This window comes from Lysinibacillus sp. UBA5994 (genome assembly GCF_002429725.1).
GTDB lineage: Bacteria > Bacillota > Bacilli > Bacillales_A > Planococcaceae > Lysinibacillus > Lysinibacillus capsici.
Genome location: NZ_DJAU01000030.1, coordinates 38182 through 58162 on the forward strand (window position 1 = coordinate 38182; position 19981 = coordinate 58162).

General features: G+C 35.4%; 23 protein-coding genes and 1 other RNA gene. 13 read left to right on the forward strand and 11 right to left on the reverse strand.

Annotated elements, in window-relative coordinates; translation table 11 throughout:
• The first annotated feature begins 46 nt into the window (after nucleotides 1–46).
• The 4 genes from B3D98_RS10600 to B3D98_RS10615 all read left to right on the forward strand — a co-directional run bounded on the left by B3D98_RS10600 (nucleotide 47) and on the right by B3D98_RS10615 (nucleotide 4415).
• A complete protein-coding gene (locus tag B3D98_RS10600; RefSeq protein WP_066038418.1) occupies nucleotides 47–736 on the forward strand; it encodes a response regulator transcription factor in 690 nt (229 codons plus the stop codon).
• Nucleotides 733–1719: a sensor histidine kinase gene (locus B3D98_RS10605; RefSeq protein WP_054549054.1), complete on the forward strand. Its 987-nt coding sequence runs from the start codon at nucleotides 733–735 to the stop codon at nucleotides 1717–1719. Before B3D98_RS10600 ends, B3D98_RS10605 begins: the two co-directional genes overlap by 4 nt.
• A gap of 103 nt (nucleotides 1720–1822) precedes the next feature.
• The gene (locus B3D98_RS10610; RefSeq protein WP_281217024.1) at nucleotides 1823–2584 is read left to right on the forward strand and encodes an ABC transporter ATP-binding protein; all 762 of its coding nucleotides are present in this window, start codon (nucleotides 1823–1825) and stop codon (nucleotides 2582–2584) included.
• On the forward strand, nucleotides 2574–4415 hold the full coding sequence (locus B3D98_RS10615) for an FtsX-like permease family protein (RefSeq protein ID WP_288582900.1): 1842 nt from the start codon (nucleotides 2574–2576) through the stop codon (nucleotides 4413–4415). Before B3D98_RS10610 ends, B3D98_RS10615 begins: the two co-directional genes overlap by 11 nt.
• A gap of 418 nt (nucleotides 4416–4833) precedes the next feature.
• Here B3D98_RS10615 and B3D98_RS10620 read toward each other — a convergent pair whose 3' ends face one another.
• Entirely contained in the window at nucleotides 4834–5274 is a 441-nt protein-coding gene (locus B3D98_RS10620) for a hypothetical protein (RefSeq protein ID WP_066038415.1), read from the reverse strand.
• A gap of 171 nt (nucleotides 5275–5445) precedes the next feature.
• On the opposite strand from B3D98_RS10620, the gene B3D98_RS10625 reads away from it, so the two are divergent.
• Both B3D98_RS10625 and B3D98_RS10630 read left to right on the forward strand, forming a co-directional pair.
• Nucleotides 5446–6084, forward strand: coding sequence for a YfbR-like 5'-deoxynucleotidase (locus B3D98_RS10625; protein WP_081010946.1), 639 nt, complete (start codon nucleotides 5446–5448; stop codon nucleotides 6082–6084).
• Between the two features lie 103 nt (nucleotides 6085–6187).
• Nucleotides 6188–6700, forward strand: coding sequence for a zf-HC2 domain-containing protein (locus tag B3D98_RS10630; RefSeq protein ID WP_112117180.1), 513 nt, complete (start codon nucleotides 6188–6190; stop codon nucleotides 6698–6700).
• 52 nt (nucleotides 6701–6752) lie between these two features.
• Here the strand turns inward: B3D98_RS10630 and B3D98_RS10635 are convergent, their stop codons facing one another.
• A complete protein-coding gene (locus B3D98_RS10635; RefSeq protein WP_048393229.1) occupies nucleotides 6753–7091 on the reverse strand; it encodes a zinc ribbon domain-containing protein YjdM in 339 nt (112 codons plus the stop codon).
• Nucleotides 7092–7338: 247 nt separating this feature from the next.
• Here B3D98_RS10635 and ssrS point away from each other — a divergent pair.
• A non-coding RNA gene (gene ssrS / locus B3D98_RS10640) (6S RNA) lies at nucleotides 7339–7531 on the forward strand.
• A 178-nt stretch (nucleotides 7532–7709) separates the two neighbouring features.
• Nucleotides 7710–8174 carry a hypothetical protein gene (locus tag B3D98_RS10645; protein WP_232735603.1) on the forward strand — a complete coding sequence of 155 codons (465 nt, stop codon included), beginning with the start codon at nucleotides 7710–7712 and terminating at the stop codon, nucleotides 8172–8174.
• Nucleotides 8175–8196: 22 nt separating this feature from the next.
• On the opposite strand, the gene ytxJ is transcribed toward B3D98_RS10645, so the two are convergent.
• From ytxJ to B3D98_RS10670, 5 genes are all read right to left on the reverse strand, one after another.
• The gene (ytxJ, locus tag B3D98_RS10650) at nucleotides 8197–8541 is read right to left on the reverse strand and encodes a bacillithiol system redox-active protein YtxJ (RefSeq protein WP_066038413.1); all 345 of its coding nucleotides are present in this window, start codon (nucleotides 8539–8541) and stop codon (nucleotides 8197–8199) included.
• Between the two features lie 96 nt (nucleotides 8542–8637).
• Nucleotides 8638–9051: a VOC family protein gene (locus B3D98_RS10655; RefSeq protein ID WP_054549048.1), complete on the reverse strand. Its 414-nt coding sequence runs from the start codon at nucleotides 9049–9051 to the stop codon at nucleotides 8638–8640.
• A gap of 71 nt (nucleotides 9052–9122) precedes the next feature.
• Nucleotides 9123–9764 (reverse strand): 3-oxoacid CoA-transferase subunit B, encoded by a 642-nt coding sequence (locus tag B3D98_RS10660; RefSeq protein ID WP_288582911.1) that lies wholly within the window; start codon nucleotides 9762–9764, stop codon nucleotides 9123–9125.
• Nucleotides 9761–10468 carry a CoA transferase subunit A gene (locus B3D98_RS10665; protein ID WP_288582913.1) on the reverse strand — a complete coding sequence of 236 codons (708 nt, stop codon included), beginning with the start codon at nucleotides 10466–10468 and terminating at the stop codon, nucleotides 9761–9763. The genes B3D98_RS10660 and B3D98_RS10665 overlap by 4 nt, the downstream gene beginning before the upstream one ends.
• An 83-nt stretch (nucleotides 10469–10551) precedes the next feature.
• Complete coding sequence (locus tag B3D98_RS10670) at nucleotides 10552–11460, reverse strand: LysR family transcriptional regulator (protein WP_288582915.1); 909 nt, start codon at nucleotides 11458–11460, stop codon at nucleotides 10552–10554.
• Nucleotides 11461–11701: 241 nt separating this feature from the next.
• Here B3D98_RS10670 and B3D98_RS10675 point away from each other — a divergent pair, with 241 nt between their 5' ends.
• A complete protein-coding gene (locus B3D98_RS10675; protein WP_288582917.1) occupies nucleotides 11702–12385 on the forward strand; it encodes a hypothetical protein in 684 nt (227 codons plus the stop codon).
• 275 nt (nucleotides 12386–12660) lie between these two features.
• Here B3D98_RS10675 and B3D98_RS10680 read toward each other — a convergent pair whose 3' ends face one another.
• Entirely contained in the window at nucleotides 12661–13299 is a 639-nt protein-coding gene (locus B3D98_RS10680) for a LysE family translocator (RefSeq protein ID WP_066038411.1), read from the reverse strand.
• Nucleotides 13300–13491: 192 nt separating this feature from the next.
• On the opposite strand from B3D98_RS10680, the gene B3D98_RS10685 reads away from it, so the two are divergent.
• Both B3D98_RS10685 and B3D98_RS10690 read left to right on the forward strand, forming a co-directional pair.
• Nucleotides 13492–13914, forward strand: a complete 423-nt coding sequence (locus B3D98_RS10685) for an SRPBCC family protein (protein WP_048393204.1) — start codon at nucleotides 13492–13494, stop codon at nucleotides 13912–13914.
• Nucleotides 13914–14234, forward strand: a complete 321-nt coding sequence (locus B3D98_RS10690) for an ArsR/SmtB family transcription factor (protein ID WP_054549042.1) — start codon at nucleotides 13914–13916, stop codon at nucleotides 14232–14234. Before B3D98_RS10685 ends, B3D98_RS10690 begins: the two co-directional genes overlap by 1 nt.
• Nucleotides 14235–14274: 40 nt before the next feature.
• Here the strand turns inward: B3D98_RS10690 and B3D98_RS10695 are convergent, their stop codons facing one another.
• From B3D98_RS10695 to B3D98_RS10705, 3 genes are all read right to left on the reverse strand, one after another.
• Nucleotides 14275–15054 carry a YqhG family protein gene (locus B3D98_RS10695; RefSeq protein ID WP_288582921.1) on the reverse strand — a complete coding sequence of 260 codons (780 nt, stop codon included), beginning with the start codon at nucleotides 15052–15054 and terminating at the stop codon, nucleotides 14275–14277.
• A gap of 17 nt (nucleotides 15055–15071) precedes the next feature.
• Nucleotides 15072–16586: a DEAD/DEAH box helicase gene (locus tag B3D98_RS10700; protein ID WP_048393198.1), complete on the reverse strand. Its 1515-nt coding sequence runs from the start codon at nucleotides 16584–16586 to the stop codon at nucleotides 15072–15074.
• Between the two features lie 420 nt (nucleotides 16587–17006).
• Entirely contained in the window at nucleotides 17007–18056 is a 1050-nt protein-coding gene (locus B3D98_RS10705) for an NAD(P)/FAD-dependent oxidoreductase (RefSeq protein ID WP_066038409.1), read from the reverse strand.
• A gap of 355 nt (nucleotides 18057–18411) precedes the next feature.
• Here B3D98_RS10705 and B3D98_RS10710 point away from each other — a divergent pair, with 355 nt between their 5' ends.
• The gene (locus B3D98_RS10710) at nucleotides 18412–18990 is read left to right on the forward strand and encodes a dienelactone hydrolase family protein (RefSeq protein ID WP_054549041.1); all 579 of its coding nucleotides are present in this window, start codon (nucleotides 18412–18414) and stop codon (nucleotides 18988–18990) included.
• An 11-nt stretch (nucleotides 18991–19001) separates the two neighbouring features.
• Nucleotides 19002–19958: a LytTR family transcriptional regulator DNA-binding domain-containing protein gene (locus B3D98_RS10715; protein ID WP_066038407.1), complete on the forward strand. Its 957-nt coding sequence runs from the start codon at nucleotides 19002–19004 to the stop codon at nucleotides 19956–19958.
• The last annotated feature ends 23 nt before the right edge of the window (nucleotides 19959–19981 follow it).

Sequence of the window (19981 nt, forward strand, 5' to 3'; positions counted from 1 at the left end):
AGGGTACAGTATACATATAGAATAAAGGAAGGAAGGATCGATAGGTATGTACAAAATATACATAATAGAAGACGATGCAAATATAGCTTCACTGATTGTCGAGCATTTAGCTAAGTATCAGTTTGAATGCTTTACTGTACAACAATTTCCACACATTATTGAAGAATTTAATACTATACAACCACACCTGGTCATTATGGATATCAATCTCCCGACTTACGATGGCTATTTTTGGTCACGGAAAATCCGTCAACTCTCAACATGTCCCATCATCATTGTCTCTGCCAGAGTAAATGATATTGATCAAGTATATGGAATTGAAAATGGTGCCGATGATTTTATCACAAAGCCCTTTTCATTGGATGTCCTCATGGCAAAAGTAAATGGACTACTTCGGCGTACCTATGGTGAATATGCTTTAACCGAGACAACAACCATAACTATAGCCAATACTACATTAAATCCAGATACAGTTCGTCTTCAAACAAAAGCCAAAGAGAGCCTGTTAACGCTAAAAGAAATGCAGCTTAGTAAGTTATTATTCGAAGCTTACCCTAATGTAGTGCCGCGTCAAAAGCTTTTAAGTGCTATTTGGGATGATGAAACCTTTGTTGAGGAAAATACTTTGTCTGTGAATATTGGTCGATTACGTAGAAAATTGGAAGCCGTACACTCTAAACTTGAGATTAAAACGATCCGTGGTCTTGGATATCAATTAGTGGAGGAAAGTGAATGAAGCTATTCTTTCGAGATCATCTTAGTATCATTATTCTCTATAGCATAAGCTTCCTCCTATTACCTTGGATAATTCATGTATTAGATGACCTATCCTCACACTATGCCTACTTTATTTTTCTTGTCAGCTTTCTATTTATTCTGTGGCTACTTGGTCGTTATTATCGAAGAAGAAAGTTTTATCATCATTTACAAAAAAATATCAACACACAGGATGATCTTCATTTATTTGAACCACGTGCAGCTATTGAGCAATACTATAGTGAAAAACTAAGGCAAATACAGTATTTATTTTTAACCCAACAGCAAAGATTGGAAGAACAAGCACATGAGAAGCAACTAGTTCTATCACATTTTGCACATCAAATGAAGACACCTTTATCTGTTATTCAATTAATCGTTCAAGCTACACCCAACAAGACCACTGATGAATTGCAACAATGGTATACCATCAATAAAGAGTGCAATAAATTGACATTTACCCTCAATCAGTTATTAACGTATGAGCGCACATCTCATTTAGTAGCTGATTTAAAAATTGAACCTATTATTTTAAAAGGACTCGTGCAAGAAGTCATCAATGATTTGAAGGATTTCTTTATCATAAGAGAAGTTTTTCCAAAGCTGACGTTTGCTGAAGACCAAATCATTTATTCAGATCGAAAGTGGTTAAAAATTGTACTTTATCAAGTATTAAATAACGCCATTAAATATAGTGAAATGGCAAGCACCATTCATATCCATTATGACAACACGGCTTTGCACATAAAAAATCTTGGTGAGACGATCCCTACTAGTGAAATAGCACGAGTGTTTGATTTATTTTATACAGGTATGAAGGGGCGAACGAGTGGTGAAGCAACAGGTATAGGCTTATATTTAGTGAAAAAGATTTTAACTACACTAGAGCACCCCTTCACTTTACAATCTTCTGAGCATGTCACTACTTTTTCCATTAATTTTTCAAATAGTCTTAAAAAATGAAGATGACAAAGTTGTCATCTTCACGTCATCAAGAGAAATAGGTTATGTGCCGCTCCTTTTCTATACTAAAGTTATCTAATGAGCATAAAGGAGTTGTTTTAATTTGGGTAACGCAATACTACAAGTAACCAATTTGCACAAGGAATACATCGGTGAGATCACCTATAAAGCATTAAACGGTATCGATTTTCAGCTACAGCAACAGGAATTTGTAGCTGTCATGGGACCTTCAGGTAGTGGGAAAACAACATTTTTAAATAGTGTATCCACTATTGATCGTCCTACCGCTGGCGATATCTTCATAAACAATCATAATCCTTACGCATTAAATGATGAGGAGCTCGCCAAATTTAGACGCTCTGAACTAGGTTTTGTATTTCAGGATTTTAATCTTGTGCATACATTAACAGTGAAAGAAAATATTTTATTGCCATTAACATTAGATAGCATACCTGCTTCAAAAATGCTTCAACGTTTAAAGGATGTCGCTCAATTTCTTGGTATCGAAGAACTATTGTCGAAACGTATTTATGAAATTTCAGGTGGACAAAAACAACGAGTAGCCATCGCTCGTGCCGTTATACATGGGCCAAGTTTATTGTTAGCAGACGAGCCTACAGGAAACTTGGATTCAAAGGCTGTCAATGATGTCATGAACTTATTTTCCTCAATTAATCAAGAGCTTGATACGGCTATTCTCATGGTGACACATGATCCTTATGTAGCAAGCTTTGCCAATCGCATTATTTTTATTAAAGATGGGAAATTATATAACGAAATACATCGAGGCAACAACCGCAAGCATTTTTATCAGGAAATTATGGACACGCTTGCTTTTCTAGGTGGTGGACAGCATGAGCTTTAATCATATTGTGATTCAAAATATTTTACGTGACAAATGGACGTATGTTTCTTACTTCTTGAGTAGTATGTTTTCTATTATTATTTTCTTTCTATTTTCTGTTATCGTCTTTCATCCAAATCTGAAAAGCCTAGATCCAAACTCTACACTTGGAATTTCTTTAATGCTAGCTAGTATGCTCGTTTATTTATTCTCTTTTATTTACATTACCTATTCAATCACAGCATTTTTACGTAAGAAGACCAAGACCTTAGGAATATTTATGATTACTGGGGCTTCCATGAAGCAGATTCGTAAGCTGGTCTTCCGTGAAAATCTGTTGATTGGCATTTTAGCTATTCTGGCGGCTATCGTTCTCGGCCTTGTTATTACACCTCTTTTCTTAATGGGTGCAAAAGTCATTTTAAAGGCAGAAACATTTGGTATGTACATCCCTCTTCAAGCAATCAGCATAACCATAGGATTATTTCTGATTTTATTTGTTGTAATATCGACAGTTGTTACGAGGTTCATTAATAAAGAAGCGTCTATCCAACTTTTAAAAAGCGATACAGTTATCGAGAAATCTATTAAGCCTCATTATGGGTTATTAATACTAAGTATTTTGATGTCTGCCACTTTAGCTTACTTGCTAAAAATCGAGCATTCCATTGTAGACACTTTAAGTGTCCTTTATTATCTGTTATTTTTTATTAGCATTCTTAGTACGATTTATTTAGTTATTACACAAGGATTTCGTTTGTTTTTAAAAATATATGAAAAGTCTCCTGCCTATCTTCAAAAAACAAATATGCTTTTGGCGTCCAATTTAAATGCAAAAATGAAATCACATGCAAATATGCTGTTTCTAATTACTATCCTATTAAGCGGTGTCTTTCTATGTACAAGTATTTTATTTAGCTCTTATTACAATGTAAAAAAGGCTAGTGAAGAAAATTATCCATATAGCTTTCAATATATTGCTGATCCAAAAGCTGATGACAACATGGTAAAGGCTGATCTTGATTATCTTGAAGATACTTTATCAACTGTTCAAGCTCACAAGTATTTTATTGAGTTTAAATCAAACGAAGATCAACGCATTGGCTATATGGCGTTATCGGATTATAACCTGATCCAGCATCAGGACAACAAACTAAGTAAAGATGAATTTATTGCCGTCGCTGGCAGTCGAGATGTAGCGCCTACAACAAACAATGCCAGCGATCTGTATATAAAATCTTTAAAACTAGCCAGCACCCATGAGCAAAATCTGCTATCTACTGGCTTCCAACAAAGTTATTTCATTGTACCTGATGACATTTACAAAACCATTGACTACCCTATTTATAAAACGTATATCTATGAACTGGAAGATTGGACAGCCCACACAGATTTGGCAAAAATTATTACCAGTGACTTACCCTCTTTACCTGGAGAACGTTATGTAACATCCAAAATTGATTTATATAACACAGAGATGTTTGTTAAAAGCGTCATGTTCTTTATCGGCTCCATGTTAAGTCTAATTTTCTTAAGTGCAGCCATGAGTATATTGTACTTCTATTTACAAACAACATTACAACAAGAGAAGGAAAAGTATATTGGTATACGTAAGTTAGGACTTTCTAGAAATGAATTAGCTACCATTATCACTAAAGAATTGGCGATTCTTATTTTTGTACCATTCACCATAGCTATTACACTCTTGCTAATTACACTTTTTGCTATACAAACAATGGTTTCTACAGCATTTTTACAAGTTTCCATAGCTAGCTCTTGTTGTTTCTTTGTGCTTTTCCTCATTAGCTATGTATTAATTCGAAAAAGTTATTTTAAACGCTTAGTAAGCTAAAAAAATCGCACTCCTTAAGGGGTGCGATTTTTTCATAGTGTTGAAAAACAAACCAATTAATAGAATCTTTATGAAAAGCTTTTAACAAAGTTTTTCAAATAAAGTGAAGGTGTTAACTACTCATCTTAGTGAGGAGTGTCGTCACTCATCTCTTCTCCTCATTGAAAATAAAAGCCATAATTCAAATAATGGGCTATTTGATCGCTACTGCTGCTAAGGAAAAAACACTTCTGTAGAATGGTTGATTGGAGAGGAACCAGCGTCACTCCTAGGGGATTTAGCGTCGCAGATGAGACCTTGGAGCGAACGTAAGTGAGTGAAGCGGCTCATCGGACGCCCCCTGGAATGGACACTGGCGGAACGCAAATCAACCTCAGCCTTGTGAAAAGGTCTTTTTCTGCAGATGACATTATCTTTTCTACCAAAGAACGGGCTTTGCTACCATCAGCCATAGCATAATAAGCAATAATACTATATACATCCAGGTTTTACGATGCAACAGTGAAACAAATTGTAGATGATTAAATGCTGGTGTGTTAAAAGTACGCAACGTCGGTTTAAACGCCCTTGCTAGAAATACGATCGATGCAAACATCACGAGGAAGGTTAATACAATCCACGAGGTATTCAAATGATAGCCCGCATGCCACATTAACAAAATACCAGAGGCTACTAGTACATGCCCTGAATGTTTGACCAGCGTAATGGACCCCTTAAAGGCTTCTATATATGGTGGCATGTCATCCATGGAAGCTATGCGCATTTTTTTTACAATGGTTAGCACAACGAACAAAGGCCCAATCGAAAGAATAGCACTTAAAATATGTATATAAAGAAGAAGTGTATAAATGGAAAACATACTGTGTACTCCCCTTTTCATCAGTCCCCTTCATTATAGCATTCAAGCTGAATTTACTTTATCAGCAATTGTGAATCCTTTGTAAACACAGCCTGAATCATTGTTAAATTGTTTGAAAACCGTATAAAGAGGGTATTGTTTATAGTAACATGCACTTATAGAACAAAAGGAGTGATTTTTATAGGTATTCACCAATTTTTCACAAGTCTTAATGATTTAGAGCGTATTATTCGTTGCCCAGGTCGCTTCAAATTTGAAGAGCACAACGTGGCAGCCCATTCATGGAAAGTGTCCCAATATGCGATGTTTTTCGCAACGTTAGAAGAAATGCACGGTGCAACAGTTGATTGGAAATCTTTATATGAAAAGACAATCAATCATGACTTTGCAGAAGTGTTTATTGGTGACATTAAGACACCAGTAAAACATGCTAGCCCAGAGTTAAAGCAAATGCTCGCACATGTGGAAGAAAAGATGATGGAAAAATTCATTATCAATGAAATCCCTCAAGAATTTCAGGCAATTTTCTTTGAACGGATGAAAGAAGGAAAGGATCAGACTTTAGAGGGTCGGCTACTTGAATTTGCGGATAAACTCGACCAGTTTTATGAGGCTTTCGCAGAATTAAAGCGTGGTAATACTGACAAAGAATTTGTCTATATGTATCAATCAGCCCTTTCAAAACTGTTGGCAATTCCACTTGAAGCGACCGTCCACTATTTCCGCACAGAAATTTTAAAGGATGCAGTAAAGGAAAAAACACATATCGATATTCAAGCATTAACAAATGAAGTATTAACATCAAACTAATAGGGTGCATGTACAAGTTTTCCGATTGAAAAATTCACGGAAGGCTTTTTTTATTTTCCGCAAAAAGTCGTATAATGAGGAGAGATTGAATGGAGGGAAAGTATTGTCACAGGAATGCTCAATTATAGAGGATTTAATACCTCTTTATAAAAAACAACTGCTTCAAGCATCAACAATAGAATTTGTCGAACAGCATCTAACAACTTGTCAGCAATGTCAGCAGCTTGTAGCCAATTCATCAACTCAGAACGCATACTTACCCATGAAAAGAACAGTATCCTTTTTTCATATCATATTTATTGTATTATCCTTTATGTTTGCCATTAACTCGTCCTTACTTGGCAATCAAAAGGGCTTCGTCATCTCATATGCTCTTTTCGGCTGTCTTTCTTACCTTTTCTATAAAAATATCTGGATTGTTTTTATCATAAGCTCTTTGCCTGTATTCGTTTGGGCTATCATTAATAATCTTAATAACGAGCTCTATATTACAATCTTTTCTTTAACTGAAATAGGGGCGCTTGTGATTGGAGCTAGCTACATCGCACTTTTACATACCATTTTCGCTTTAATTGGCGCAGCTTTTGCCATTCTATTACGTAGGGTTTTTCAATAAACAAAAAAGCACCTTTGAACTTTTTTACCAAAGTTGAGGTGCATTTTGTTTGTTAGGCCTTTTTCACAAATTCTGATTTTAATTTCATGGCACCAAAGCCATCAATTTTACAGTCGATATTATGATCGCCTTCCACTAGACGAATACTTTTTACCTTTGTCCCAATTTTTAAAGTGGAAGAACTGCCCTTCACCTTTAAATCCTTAATAACAGTAACTGAATCGCCGTCAGCTAACAGATTACCATTTGCATCTTTTACAATAAGTGCATCTGATTCCTGTTCAGTTGCGTCCATACTCCATTCATGCGCACATTCTGGACATACATAATTTGCTCCATCCTCATATGTATATTCTGAATGACATTTTGGACAATTTGGATAAGCTGCCATTTTTGCTTCCTCCTTTTATATTTTTACTAGGAAAATCCTCTTTATGCTCCTATCTTTACATAGTCGACCTTATTTAGCAAAGGTTGTTCGTATTTTCCGTTCGCATTTGTGAAGAAAATATGAAACATCAGCACCTTTTTGAAGGTAGTACAAGATGTTTATAACGCTATTTGGAACACTTGCCCATTGACTAATTTGCCATTATCATCTTACTTGCATGTTTATCGATCATGCTTTATTATATCCATAAAGGCTGCATTGTTCGTATAATATTAAGTTTTAACCTTTAAGCTGTAAAAGGGAGTTTTATTATTGGAGTTGGAATGACGGGCCTCACACTACGGTGCATGAGGATAAGCAGGAAAACTTCTGCGAACACCCACTTTGAGGAGTGGTGGTTTAAAACTTTCTATAATAACTACGGCATACGCGGCTTTTTATACATGATTGATACAGCACCTTAGCTATTTAGGTTAAGGTGCTTTTTTATATTCAACCTACTCTCCTCTTCTCCTTATTCAATCACTTCCTAACCATTCATAAAAAGTAAGGACAACCTTCTTGTATTTTGTATAATTCCCTCCCATTTTGCGCATAGATGGAGTAACAAGGGAGGTTATGACATTGAAGAAAATAATTTATCTATTGGTTTTTACTTCACTACTGTTAGTAGCTTGTGGAAAGAGCGCTGAACCAAAGGAAGTGGCAGTCGATCAAAATACGAATGTTGAAGATATTGTAGGCGCGATTGTGAAAAACGAATTCTCTGTGGATGAATCAAAAGACGGTGTTGTCACAATTTCCATTCAAGATACAGATGTAACAGAAGGATCGAAAAGCCAGATGCTAAAGGATTCTACTAAAATTTTCGCTGATTTGTCCAAATTAAAAAATGTGAAGACACCTGCTATTACTTGGTATGCTCCTCTCACTGAACCTGATGGGGACAAAACAATGACTGAGGTTTTGAATATTTATTTTAGTGAAGAGGATTTTCACAAAATAGACTGGGCCAATTATCTACAGGTCGATATCGAGTCTAGCGCTACAAATTATCATGAAGATGAGGCTTTAGAAGATTAATCACATAAAGATACCCCACATCCTATTGTGGAGTATCTTTTTTTACATATTGTTCTATAGCGTTTTCCAAAAGAGAGTGCTTTATTTTGTAGTGAGTTGCTTGCCAAATTCCTTTCCCACCCTGCAGGATTATTAGTTGAGGAGATTCGTGCTTCACTTGAAGATCACAGGCAATAGCATTTGAAATTACCCGATCCATTTGTACAATGACAAGATATTTAGGCAATTCCGTTTGTAATTCTTTATATTCCTTTAATGCTGAAATACTACTTATACATGTCATGCTAATTTTTAACACAAGACAAGGTTTGAACTTCGATTGCTCTAAAACCTCGCACCATTTGTTTAATGTCGTTATTCGTTGCATTTAGTAACCCCCTAAACAGATTATATACTACAAGGGGTATTTTAGGTTACAAAAAAACACGAGACTACATACGTGCTCGTGCTTAAAATTTTCTATTTAAATGCCTTCCGTATTCATGAATACTAGACGCCAGCCATCAGGGTCTTCAATGGTTACCCCTTTCTCAGCCCAATATGGATTTTCAGGCTCAACTTCGGGATATCCCATGAGCGCAAGACGTTCGGCAATATGACGAATGGTATCTCTGTTTGGGATATAAAGTACGAGAAGATTGTCCTTACTTGGTGCTGGACAAGGGCTACCGTCACTATGCTCAGTAAATTCTAAGTGATAACCTGCATCTGGAAGACCAATCATTAAACCATTATAGCCACGATGTTCTGTAAACGAACCAATTTTCTTTAATCCGACACCTTCACAGTAAAATCGTTCTACTTCCTTTAGCTGATCGGTTGGTCTTGCCACACGCACCTGTGCGACTGCTAATTCATTTGTCCATTGCTGTTCCATTGTTATGAAATCCCCTTTTTAGACTATTGTAAAATGAGACCATAACGCTGGAAACAGTCCTAAGTCTGAAGTTATTGGATAAGAGCAACGCTAAAAGAAGCAGCTGTTTTCTCTTTTACTTCCTCTAAAGAAACACCATCTGCTAATTCTATCAGTTGCATGCCCTCTTTCGTAAAATCAAATACAGCCAAATCTGTAATTAATCGATGTACGACACCTTTACCCGTTAGTGGCAGTTCACATTGTTTTTTTATTTTAGATTCACCATTTTTATTCACATGCTCCATGACGACAATCACTCTCTTTGCACCGACGACAAGGTCCATTGCGCCACCCATGCCCTTCACCATTTTCCCCGGAATCATCCAGTTAGCAAGGTCTCCTGTTTCAGATACCTCCATACCTCCTAAGATGGCAAGGTCAATATGTCCACCTCGAATCATTGCAAATGATTCTGCACTGTCAAAGAAGGATGCCCCTAGAACTGCCGTAACTGTTTCTTTACCTGCATTGATTAAATCAGGATCTACTGCATCTTCTACTGGATAAGGACCAATACCGAGAAGTCCGTTTTCGGATTGTAAGAGTACGTCATAATCGGTTGGGATTGCATTCGCCACAAGTGTTGGAATACCTATGCCTAAATTGACATTCATACCGTTGGCTATTTCTTTTACTGCTCGGTTAACAATTTTTTGTCTTGTATCCATCATGCTTCCCCCTTCTTCACCGTTAAACGCTCAATACGCTTCTCATAATTTTCACCTAATAATACACGTTGTACAAAAACCCCTGGCGTATGAATATGATCAGGATCTAGCTCGCCTACTTCTACAATTTCCTCCACTTCAGCTATTGTAATTTTCCCAGACATAGCAGCTAATGGATTAAAATTGCGTGATGTTTTTCTGTAAACTAAATTCCCTAGCTTATCGGCTTTCCATGCTTTGACCAGCGCAAAGTCAGCAACAATACCTTCTTCCAAAATATATTCTTTGCCATCAAAAACCTTCACTTCTTTTCCTTCAGCAATTAGTGTGCCAACCCCTGTAGCTGTATAAAAACCAGGAATTCCAGCTCCACCTGCACGCAAACGTTCTGCAAGAGTTCCTTGAGGTGTCAACTCTACTTCTAGCTCACCACTTAAAAATTGTTGTTCAAAAATCTTATTTTCTCCTACATAAGAAGCAACCATTTTTTTTATTTGCTTGTTTGCTAATAGTAGACCCAATCCCCAGTCATCTACACCACAGTTGTTACTGACAACGGTTAAATCCTTAGTTCCCTGCTGCACTAATGCTGCGATTGATTTTTCGGGTATACCACATAGCCCGAAGCCACCTACAGCTAATGTATCTCCATCCTTAATATCCGCAATCGCCTCTTCAAACGAACTCCATACCTTGCCATTCCCCATCTCGAAACCTCCCTAAATTGCTCGTTTATTAAGGAAAATTCTACATCATTGCTATTTTACAAGTAAAGGAATTAATTAGAATACTACTTATTCTTATATGGAATAAATCTTTTTTCCCCATTCCTACCTATCATTTCAAGTAACTGTTTTAATGCATAAGATTGATAGGTATTTTTCTTCGTAATAATCCCTAAACGCCACGGCATTTCAAAATCATCTAATGGAATTATTTTCACATTGGTATTTGTTTGCTTAGCTGCAATGGAATGGGGTAACAATGTAACCCCTAGATTGGAGGATACTAACTCTACAATCAAGTCCCACTGTGAACTTTTATAGCCGATTGTAGGTGTAAAGCCAACACTTTCACAGGATTTAATTATATAGTCGTGAAGCGTGAACTCCTCTGCAAAGATAATGAACGTTTCATTTTTTAAATCTTGTAAAGCTATGGATTTCTGGTGTGCATAGGGGTGAGATTCATTCATAAAGACATAAAACTGGTCTTCTATAAAGGATTGAACAGCAAACTTCCTTTCATCTACTGGTAATACAACGATGCCCATATCAACATCACCATTTTCAACTAGCATTTCTACCATTTTTGCACCACGTTCGATAAGCGCTAAATGCACTTCAGGATATAGCTGATGAAATCCCCTAGCGATTTCTGGGAAAAATAATGTTCCAATTAAAGGTGGAATTCCTAATTTGATAGCACCTGTCTTAATATTTAATAAATCGTCTAGCAAAATATGTAGTTCTTGGACAGCCTGCATTATTTTTTGTCCTTGATGATAAACAATACTACCTGCGTCAGTAAGTTCTACATTACGCGTTGATCTGTTCAACAATTCAACTTGTAATGATGCTTCTAATTTTTTGATACTTTTGCTTAATGAAGGCTGAGATACAAAGGAATCATGTGCAGCCTTTGTAAAACTCCTATGCTCAACAACAGCCATAAAGGCTTTTAAATCTCTTAATTCCATCACTATCTTCTCCATTTATTCGTATTTGTTATAAAAGCATCTACAAGTACTACCCTTTAGCAATAAATTCTCCATCCTTTCTTTTTAATCCTTTGCAATGTGTTGAACTATAAAATTTAGATATTTTCACCCCTGCCATTATACGTATCTTTTCGACTTTTGGAGAGTTTTTTGAGAGTTATATGACCTACAATCAATTATAAATATTGTCATAATTTATCAAAGATTGGAGATGTAACAGATGTTGAAGCAATTGCTTGAAAATCGAATAGTTAATAGGCATTATTTAGGTCTTACATTTCAGCAACATGTTTATGAATTAAAGAACTGTGAGGAAGTTTTAGGAGTGAAAGCTAAATCGCTACATATTGAGAATCGTCATATTGCTGTTGGCTATATTGCTGATGACAGTATTTTCTTTAAAAGTGCTCATTTCGGAAATACCATGGTCACTTTAACAGATGGAATTCATCAAGCAATTGTTCAGCTATTTGTACAACATTCTGGTGAAATTTGCATTGAAGTGAAGCCTTATATTAAACATGCCAACATCGTGGCTGTTTATTTTCGGACAATTCTAGCTGATACTGCCATTGCCATTGACCTAAAAGGCGCATTAAAAAAATTCCTAGTAACTCATCATTATATGATTGAAGCAGATACGATCATGGAAGTTCATTATCAATCCATGCATCCCTATGTGCTCAAGAATTCTTATGCTGGGCATTTTGTTTTAGGGTGTACACCCGATGGTAGACAAGTAACAGGAGCCGAGGAGTATACATTAGCTAACCGTATAGCTAATTTAAAGTTTTCTCACATTATTACTCAGCAACAAGGCATACCAAAATTAATTGCTTTAAATATATTATTAACGTTTGTTATTACGAATAAGATTTTTGTTACTAACGAACTTTCTATGTAACTAATTGGATAGAGGATTTTACGATGTTATTTTCATTTATTTTATTGATTGTCATCATACTAGTAGCTTTATTTGTTATAAAATCTTTTTCTCTCTATAAAAAGCGTGCAGAAAAGAAAAAATTTTTACAAGAAAGACTTAAAAACCTTCTACTGACAAATATAAGCCAACTTAAATAAAAATTTTTCAAAGAGAAATGACCTTATCTTATTAAGTGCCAACAAAAAATACACCACCTTTATAGTAAAAAATAACTCTATAAAGGTGTGTATTTTTTAGTGAGCTTTTTCTAATGCTAATTTAATGCCAAATGCAATTAATATTGCACCTGTTAATCCTTCAATTACTGCCTTAGTTGATGGCTTTTTCATAAATGCACTAATTCGATCTAAAAGGTACACGTAGAAGATAAACCATAGCATTGTTAATGCTGTGTAAATTAGACCCATTATTAAAAAAGGAAAAAATGTTCCACTATTTCCATCTACAAATTGAGGGAGAAATGTTAGGAAAAATACTGCGACCTTTGGATTTGTCACATTTGTGAGAAACCCTTGTTTAAAGCAAGATTGGTGGGAATATTTGTGTTCTATACTTCCTACATCGTCTACAACTGGAGATTGTGTTCGAATTGTTCGAAGTGTCCACAAGGTCTTGATTCCTAAATAACATAAATAAACCGCACCAACATATTTTAAAACAGCAAATATATAGGCGGATTTTACAATAATCGCCGAAAGTCCAATAACAGCCGCACAAGTATGAATTAATAAACCGCAACAAGAACCTATGATTGTTTGTAAACCGCCCTTTCTACTTACAGTCAGTGTGTTTTTTGTTGCAATCGCTGTATCAGGGCCAGGTAAAATAATAAGTAAAATGCACATAACTAAGAATACAGATATATTGACCATATTACGCCCACCCTTTCTGTCAGAAAATTATAAAAGTAATTGTAACATACGCCAAGTCCAACAGAAAGATACAAAATTTTTCCGTTGACATATAACCGTAGGGTGTTATATATTCATAACACCCTATGGTTATATTTTATACAGATTCCTCTGCTAGTGGACTTAATAACGTTGAAAAAGGAGTAATAGAACATGACTGAAAAATTACAGGATATTGTCAAAACAATTACATTAAATGCCCCTATCGAAAAAGTTTGGGAGACTGTCGCAACAGCTGACAAAATAGCTGCTTGGTTTATGCCAAATGATTTTCAACCTATCGAAGGATACGAATTCACTATTCAATCACCGTTCGGCCCATCACCCTGTAAAGTAGAACGTGTAGATGCACCACACTTTCTACGATTTGCTTGGGATCAAGATGGCTGGTTCGTAACTTTTGAGTTAAAAGAAGTAGGCGAGCATACTGAATTTACTTTAACACATGGTGGCTGGAAGGAAGCTTCACATATTATTCCTAAAGCAAACACTGCTACTGAAGCCGTACGTACTAATATGGATAACGGATGGACAATGATTATTAATCATAAATTAAAAGAGGCTGCTGAATTCTAATGACTGAAGCAGCCATAAAGTATGATATTTTTCAAGCAATAGCTGATCCCACAAGAAGAAGCGTTTTACAGCTCCTTGCAGCAAGCGACAGACCTATTTCCAATATTACTGAGCATTTTACGATTAGTCGAACGGCTGTTGTAAAGCATTTAAAAATATTGGAACAGGCGGAGCTAATCTCTGCTCAAAAAAAAGGTCGTGAAAAAATCTATACGTTGCATAGGGAGCGTTTAAAGGAGATTGAAGATTGGCTCCAATACTTTCATTTATTTTGGGATAATAAATTGGCTCAGCTTCAAAGCATGGTTGAAGATCATTAAAGCAGAAAAAGAGCTGTCTTTTTGTCAGACAGCTCCTCATTTAAAAGAGATAAAATAATCCCCCATTAATGACTTCTATTTTAATTTTTGCTTCATATTGCTCCTCTAATGCTTTTTTTTCAATTTCATAACACTCTGGTTTATCCTCTATATCCTCATAAAAATAATCCAATACACGTTGATCACGTTGCCATCGTTTTTGTGCTTCCGTTGCCCAGGAATGGTCATCCTGCTCAATAATTGACTCAATTGTAGCTTTCAATCTTTCCAGTGCTCTGGCAGGCTTAATAATATATTGCACATGAAATACATTTTCTTCAGGTTCTATGTTAAAGTCCGAAGAACAAATCCTTTCATGAAAACCCTCCTTGATGACGCCCGTCAATAAATTAATGCCAAATGAGTAAAGCATTTCTTTTGTACGATCACAGCAATACGAAACTTTAAAGTTAACACCTAACCAGGGTGTTAAAATAACCTGCCCCATATCACGATCCACTTTTTCAAACAACTGAACATAAGCTCCTAGTTCCCTTGTAGCTAAAAATATCTGATTTAAACGTGGAGAGCCGTAATGAATAGCTTCCCCAAATAAATTACCAGCCATTGCTGTTTGATTTGTAATAAAGGTTACTTGCGCTGGATTTGGTTCGCTATTCGTTGCTTCAACATATTGCCAATAAAATGGCCTATTCATAATTCTTTTATCTATGTCTATCGTTAATTGAACGGTTAGATAATGATTCTCTTCTCCTAAAATTGCACAGTTATTCTCCATAAAAAATTCCTTTAAATAGTGGTGAACTTGCTGTGGATACATAGCTGCACCTCCCTACCTTATACAGATTCTTTAAAGTTTGTTAAAATGGCATCTAAATCGCCAACCACCTTCTCGAACACATCAATTTTTGTATGAAGCAATTCCAAGATTTTCTCTTCAATTGTATGTTCAATGGCAAGATTATAAATATGGACATCATGCTCCTGTCCCAAACGATGGACACGACCAATACGTTGCTCTAGCTTCATTGGATTCCAAGGTAGATCATAGTTGATTACATGATGACAAAATTGAAGATTTATCCCCTCTCCACCTGCCTCGGTAGCGATGAGCACCTGTGCTCTTTCTTTAAATAGGTGCTTCATATAATCTCGTTTACTTTTATTAAACTTACCATTAAATAGCACACTTGATATGCCATTAGAATGTAAATACCATTGTAAATAAATTTGCGTAGCACGATATTCTGTAAAAATAATAACCTTGTCATTTGCTTGTTTAACAATTTCCAATGTCTTTTCCGCCTTTGAATTCACTTCCAAGGTCATTAATTTAGTAATAATTGCTTCAATTTCTTGTGGTTGTACATGATCATCTAGCATATTCGTTAATGTTAATGCCGTAGCTTCCTTGCTACTACACATTTCTTTTTGCAACGTAATTAATGAAAATGACCCTGTGTTTTGAAGGTTGCCAAGCATTTCATAAACTTCTCTTTCTTCGTCCGTAAATGTAATCGGTACAATTTGAACACGACGATTTGTCCAATCAATCCCCGTATCTTCCCTACGATTTCTTACCATTACCTGATTAACCAACTCTTTTAAATAATCATCATGTTCTAAATCATGCTTGCTAGCAGAGAAAGCCGATTGGAAGGCATCATAGTTACCAAGATGCCCAGGCTTTAATAAGGAGATTAAATAATACAATTCAAAGATATCATTTTGAATAGGTGTGGCAGTTAATAATAAGCAGAATTTTTTCTTTAAGCCTTGTACAAACTCGTAAATTTGTGTTTTATTATTTTTTAATTTATGTGCCTCATCAATAATTATCATGTCATAATCCTGCTCATAAATGCGCTCTCTATGTGGACTCTTTTTTGCCGTATCCATACTCATAATAAGGACATCATAGCGCTCTATCGGGCAATTTTTTTTATATGCGACGGCAGGAATATGAAATTTTATATTTAACTCTTCAATCCACTGATTAATTAAAGAAGCAGGTGCTAAAATTAATGCTCTTTTCACAAGACCTCGAATAAGGTATTCCTTTAAGATTAAGCCCGCTTCTATTGTTTTACCTAGCCCCACTTCATCAGCTAAAATAGCTTTCCCATTCATACGTTCAATAACTGTTTCAGCTGCTTCTAACTGGTGTTTCAAAGGTTGTAAATTAGGTAAGTACTTTGTAGCCTGCAATCCTGTAAAATCAGGAATTAGTTTCATTTTCACAATATCATAGTTCATCTTGTACAATGTCCAGCTATCCCATTTTTCAAGATGATTTAATCGATCGATAAAGCCCTCTTCCCACTCGGACGACCTTTCTATTTTCATGATCATCACCCCATGTCATTTTTTCTAGTTTAGGGTGTCCAAAAAAGGAAAAGCTATGTTATTTCTAGATGAAAAACACCTAATGAAAGTTATTTTTTCATTAGGTGTTTGTTAATTCATCTATTTACGGAATTGTTTTGGAGATTTTTCAGCAAATTCTTTAATGATAAATGAGAGTTTCTCAGGTACATTTTAGATTTTTTGAGTTGACGAACATTTTTTTCTCTAATAGATAGACTCTTTATTAAAATGTTTCGCGATATCCATGACAATCATATTCTCTGTATAATGTTCTTATATATACTCCATAATCAGCGTTATGTTTTCTTTTTTATATTGATAGTCCATCAGAAGTATTTCTTCTAAAATATACATCAAGACAAAAAGAAAGGAACACCAACAATATATTAGTGCTCCTAAAATTGATTATTTTAAACTTTCCTGTAATAGCTTACGATTACGTTGTTTGAAAATGTCATTATGTGAAGAAACAATACCTCCCTCAGAAGCATCAGGTTGAATATACTTCTTCGCACTATTCACTGCATGAAGTGCATCATGAAAGGCTGCTGCAATTAAATGAATTTTACCATCATGGCTCAAAATATCACCCGCAGCATAAAGGCCTGGGATCGATGATTCACTATTAATCGTACCAGCGATAAAATAATCATTTTTGCGCTCAATGGCTAATGGACTATTATCTAACAATTCTTTATCACGCACATACCCATGACTAATAACAACTTCATCAACAGGAATTTCTGTTACAGTCCCAGTTTCATGATTTGTTAAAGCAATAGCTTTAATCATTCCTGCTTGATCGTCTGCAATCAGCTTAGTAATTTCAGAATTGAAATGGCATTCGATCGAACTATTTGCAAGCTCTGTAATTTGAGCCTCATGTGCAGACAATGTATCTTTTCGATAAGTTAAATAGACCTTGGATGCTACCTCCGTTAATTCTAATGCCCAGTCTACCGCTGTGTTACCACCACCAGAAATAATAACTGCCTTATCTTTAAATTTTTCATAGGATTTAATTGTGTAATTTAAATTAGATACTTCAAAGCGTTCAGCCCCCTCAATTTCAATTTTTTGAGGATTTAGGATGCCACCACCAATAGCAACGATAACTGTTTTGGAATAATGAATATTCCCTGACTCTGCTGCGATGACAAATATACCATCTTCATTTTTAGCAATGGACAGCACTTTTTCATTTGTATAAATAGAAGGATTAAAGGTTAAGGCTTGCTCAACTAATTGTTTAATTAGTTGCCCCCCTGATATAGGCGTTACACCTCCCACATCCCAAATCATTTTCTCTGGATAAACATGAATTTTACCGCCTAGCTGTGGTTGTGATTCAATTAGCTTGGTTTTCATTTCACGTAAACCACAATAAAAGCTTGAATATAAACCCGCTGGCCCACCACCAATAATGGTTACATCATACAATTCTTGTTCTAACAATTCCTAACACACCTTTCATTTGGTCATTACTATCTCAACAATTGGACTAGCTCGTACTGCATAACAGCTCAATCGTAAATGTCTAAATGTAAATATTGCTTTGGAAAATCCTCCTTAACTCCATTATACGATAATGATAATCATTATCAAATAAAATTATAACAAATCATGATATTAATAACAGATGTGGTCACCTTTTATTAATATTTTCATTTATGTAATTAGTAAAAAAATAAATTTATGTATTTGTCCCTAAAAATTTTCATCATTATGCTTTTGCACTATTCATTCTAAAAGCAGATTATACGTTTTACTTACTTTTTGATACACTATTGGAAAAAAGATCGAGGGCACAATGAAAAGAAAAATTTTTATATTACATGAAATCTATGGAGTTAATCATTTTATTGAAGAACAAATACAAATATACAGCGATGAGGACACTGCCGTTTCCCTTATTTCACTTTATCCAGAAGGGCTTTCCTTTCCATATGACCAGGAAAAACAAGCCTATGACTTTTTCTTACAGACAGTTGGCTTTGATGCTCCTCTTGAGTTGCTTTCCCCAAAAATATTGGAGGCTTGTGAAAACTACAACGAGGTAATATTAATTGGATATAGTGTAGGTGCAACTTTAGCCTGGAGATTAACTACACTCCCCCTACACCGTGTCATTTGTGTATATGGCTCACGGATCCGCCAATACCTTGATAACATTCCATCTTGTCCAACTTTGGTTGTTTTACCTAGCCATGAAGATAGTTTTGATATTCAATCATTGAAGGATACTCTTGTAAACATACCGAATGTTCAAATCAAACAATTTCAAGGCTTACATGGCTTTATGGATGCCTCTAACTCAAACTACTGTCAGTTGAGCCACTCGCAAGCACTCAACGACATTCAATACTTTTTACAAGCTAGCAAGCTATAGGAGGAATAAACGTGGAACAAAATATTGATATTCAGGTTGATCCATATATTGAAGCAGGCAATGTTATTTATCCAAGCTTCCATCTTTCTCTACAACCTGGCACGATTATAGGCATCTATACAGATGTTTCCAAAATACATACATTAATGCAATGGTTTATGAAACGAGATGATACGTATACTTCTTTTCGTGAAAGCTCGTTATATGAGCGACTCACAGCGCGCGAGTATATCCAGTTCATTTTAAAGCTTTTTAACCGCCCAACTAATGAAACAGAGAACATATTGAAGCTTTTTAAACTTACTGAACAAAAAAACAATAGAATTAGTAAGCTTTCTAATAGTGAAAAACAGCGATTAAAACTATTGAATATGTACCTACATCCGGCATCTATTCAAATTTTAGAAGAACCCTTTCAAAATATAGATGAATTTTCAAAGCAAACTATCCAACAGTTATTAAAAAATCTCGCAAAAGAGCATAAAATTATCATTTTGTTATCAAATAATCTAGAAGACTTAATGGTTGCAAGTACAACTATACATCGATTAGATGGTGCAGACTTACATCCTTTAGACGTAAAAGAGGGTAGCCTTGAGCAAGCTCCAAAGCCTCTTGAAGATGCACCAATTCGACTAGATAAAATCCCAACAAAGAAAAATGAAAAGATTATTTTATTTAATCCACCCGAAATTGATTATATTGAAAGTGTTGAAGGAGAAGTATCTATTTATGTAGCAGGTGAAGCTTATCCATGTACTCTATCGCTAAATGAGTTAGAGCAAAAATTGACACCATTCGGCTTTTTTAGAAGCCATCGTTCTTATATTGTGAACCTACAAAAGGTTCGAGAGATTATTACTTGGACACGCAATAGCTATAGCTTAGCACTCAACAGTACAGAAAAGACAGTTGTTCCACTGTCGAAAAATAAATTGGCAACTTTAAAGGAAATACTCGGAATTTAGTAGATTTCCCAGGAAATAATCGA

Bases quoted from the DNA above. Each gene is read 5' to 3' on its own strand.
- B3D98_RS10675 (WP_288582917.1), top strand. From the start codon at position 11,702: ATGTTGAAGCAATTGCTTGAAAATCGAATAGTTAATAGGCATTATTTA.
- B3D98_RS10645 (WP_232735603.1), top strand. From the start codon at position 7,710: ATGACATTGAAGAAAATAATTTATCTATTGGTTTTTACTTCACTACTG.
- B3D98_RS10710 (WP_054549041.1), top strand. From the start codon at position 18,412: ATGAAAAGAAAAATTTTTATATTACATGAAATCTATGGAGTTAATCAT.
- B3D98_RS10695 (WP_288582921.1), bottom strand. From the start codon at position 15,054: ATGTATCCACAGCAAGTTCACCACTATTTAAAGGAATTTTTTATGGAG.
- B3D98_RS10700 (WP_048393198.1), bottom strand. From the start codon at position 16,586: ATGATCATGAAAATAGAAAGGTCGTCCGAGTGGGAAGAGGGCTTTATC.
- B3D98_RS10690 (WP_054549042.1), top strand. From the start codon at position 13,914: ATGACTGAAGCAGCCATAAAGTATGATATTTTTCAAGCAATAGCTGAT.
- B3D98_RS10600 (WP_066038418.1), top strand. From the start codon at position 47: ATGTACAAAATATACATAATAGAAGACGATGCAAATATAGCTTCACTG.
- B3D98_RS10680 (WP_066038411.1), bottom strand. From the start codon at position 13,299: ATGGTCAATATATCTGTATTCTTAGTTATGTGCATTTTACTTATTATT.
- B3D98_RS10620 (WP_066038415.1), bottom strand. From the start codon at position 5,274: ATGTTTTCCATTTATACACTTCTTCTTTATATACATATTTTAAGTGCT.
- ytxJ (WP_066038413.1), bottom strand. From the start codon at position 8,541: ATGCAACGAATAACGACATTAAACAAATGGTGCGAGGTTTTAGAGCAA.
- B3D98_RS10605 (WP_054549054.1), top strand. From the start codon at position 733: ATGAAGCTATTCTTTCGAGATCATCTTAGTATCATTATTCTCTATAGC.
- B3D98_RS10665 (WP_288582913.1), bottom strand. From the start codon at position 10,468: ATGGGGAATGGCAAGGTATGGAGTTCGTTTGAAGAGGCGATTGCGGAT.
- B3D98_RS10615 (WP_288582900.1), top strand. From the start codon at position 2,574: ATGAGCTTTAATCATATTGTGATTCAAAATATTTTACGTGACAAATGG.
- B3D98_RS10660 (WP_288582911.1), bottom strand. From the start codon at position 9,764: ATGATGGATACAAGACAAAAAATTGTTAACCGAGCAGTAAAAGAAATA.
- B3D98_RS10635 (WP_048393229.1), bottom strand. From the start codon at position 7,091: ATGGCAGCTTATCCAAATTGTCCAAAATGTCATTCAGAATATACATAT.
- B3D98_RS10685 (WP_048393204.1), top strand. From the start codon at position 13,492: ATGACTGAAAAATTACAGGATATTGTCAAAACAATTACATTAAATGCC.
- B3D98_RS10670 (WP_288582915.1), bottom strand. From the start codon at position 11,460: ATGGAATTAAGAGATTTAAAAGCCTTTATGGCTGTTGTTGAGCATAGG.
- B3D98_RS10655 (WP_054549048.1), bottom strand. From the start codon at position 9,051: ATGGAACAGCAATGGACAAATGAATTAGCAGTCGCACAGGTGCGTGTG.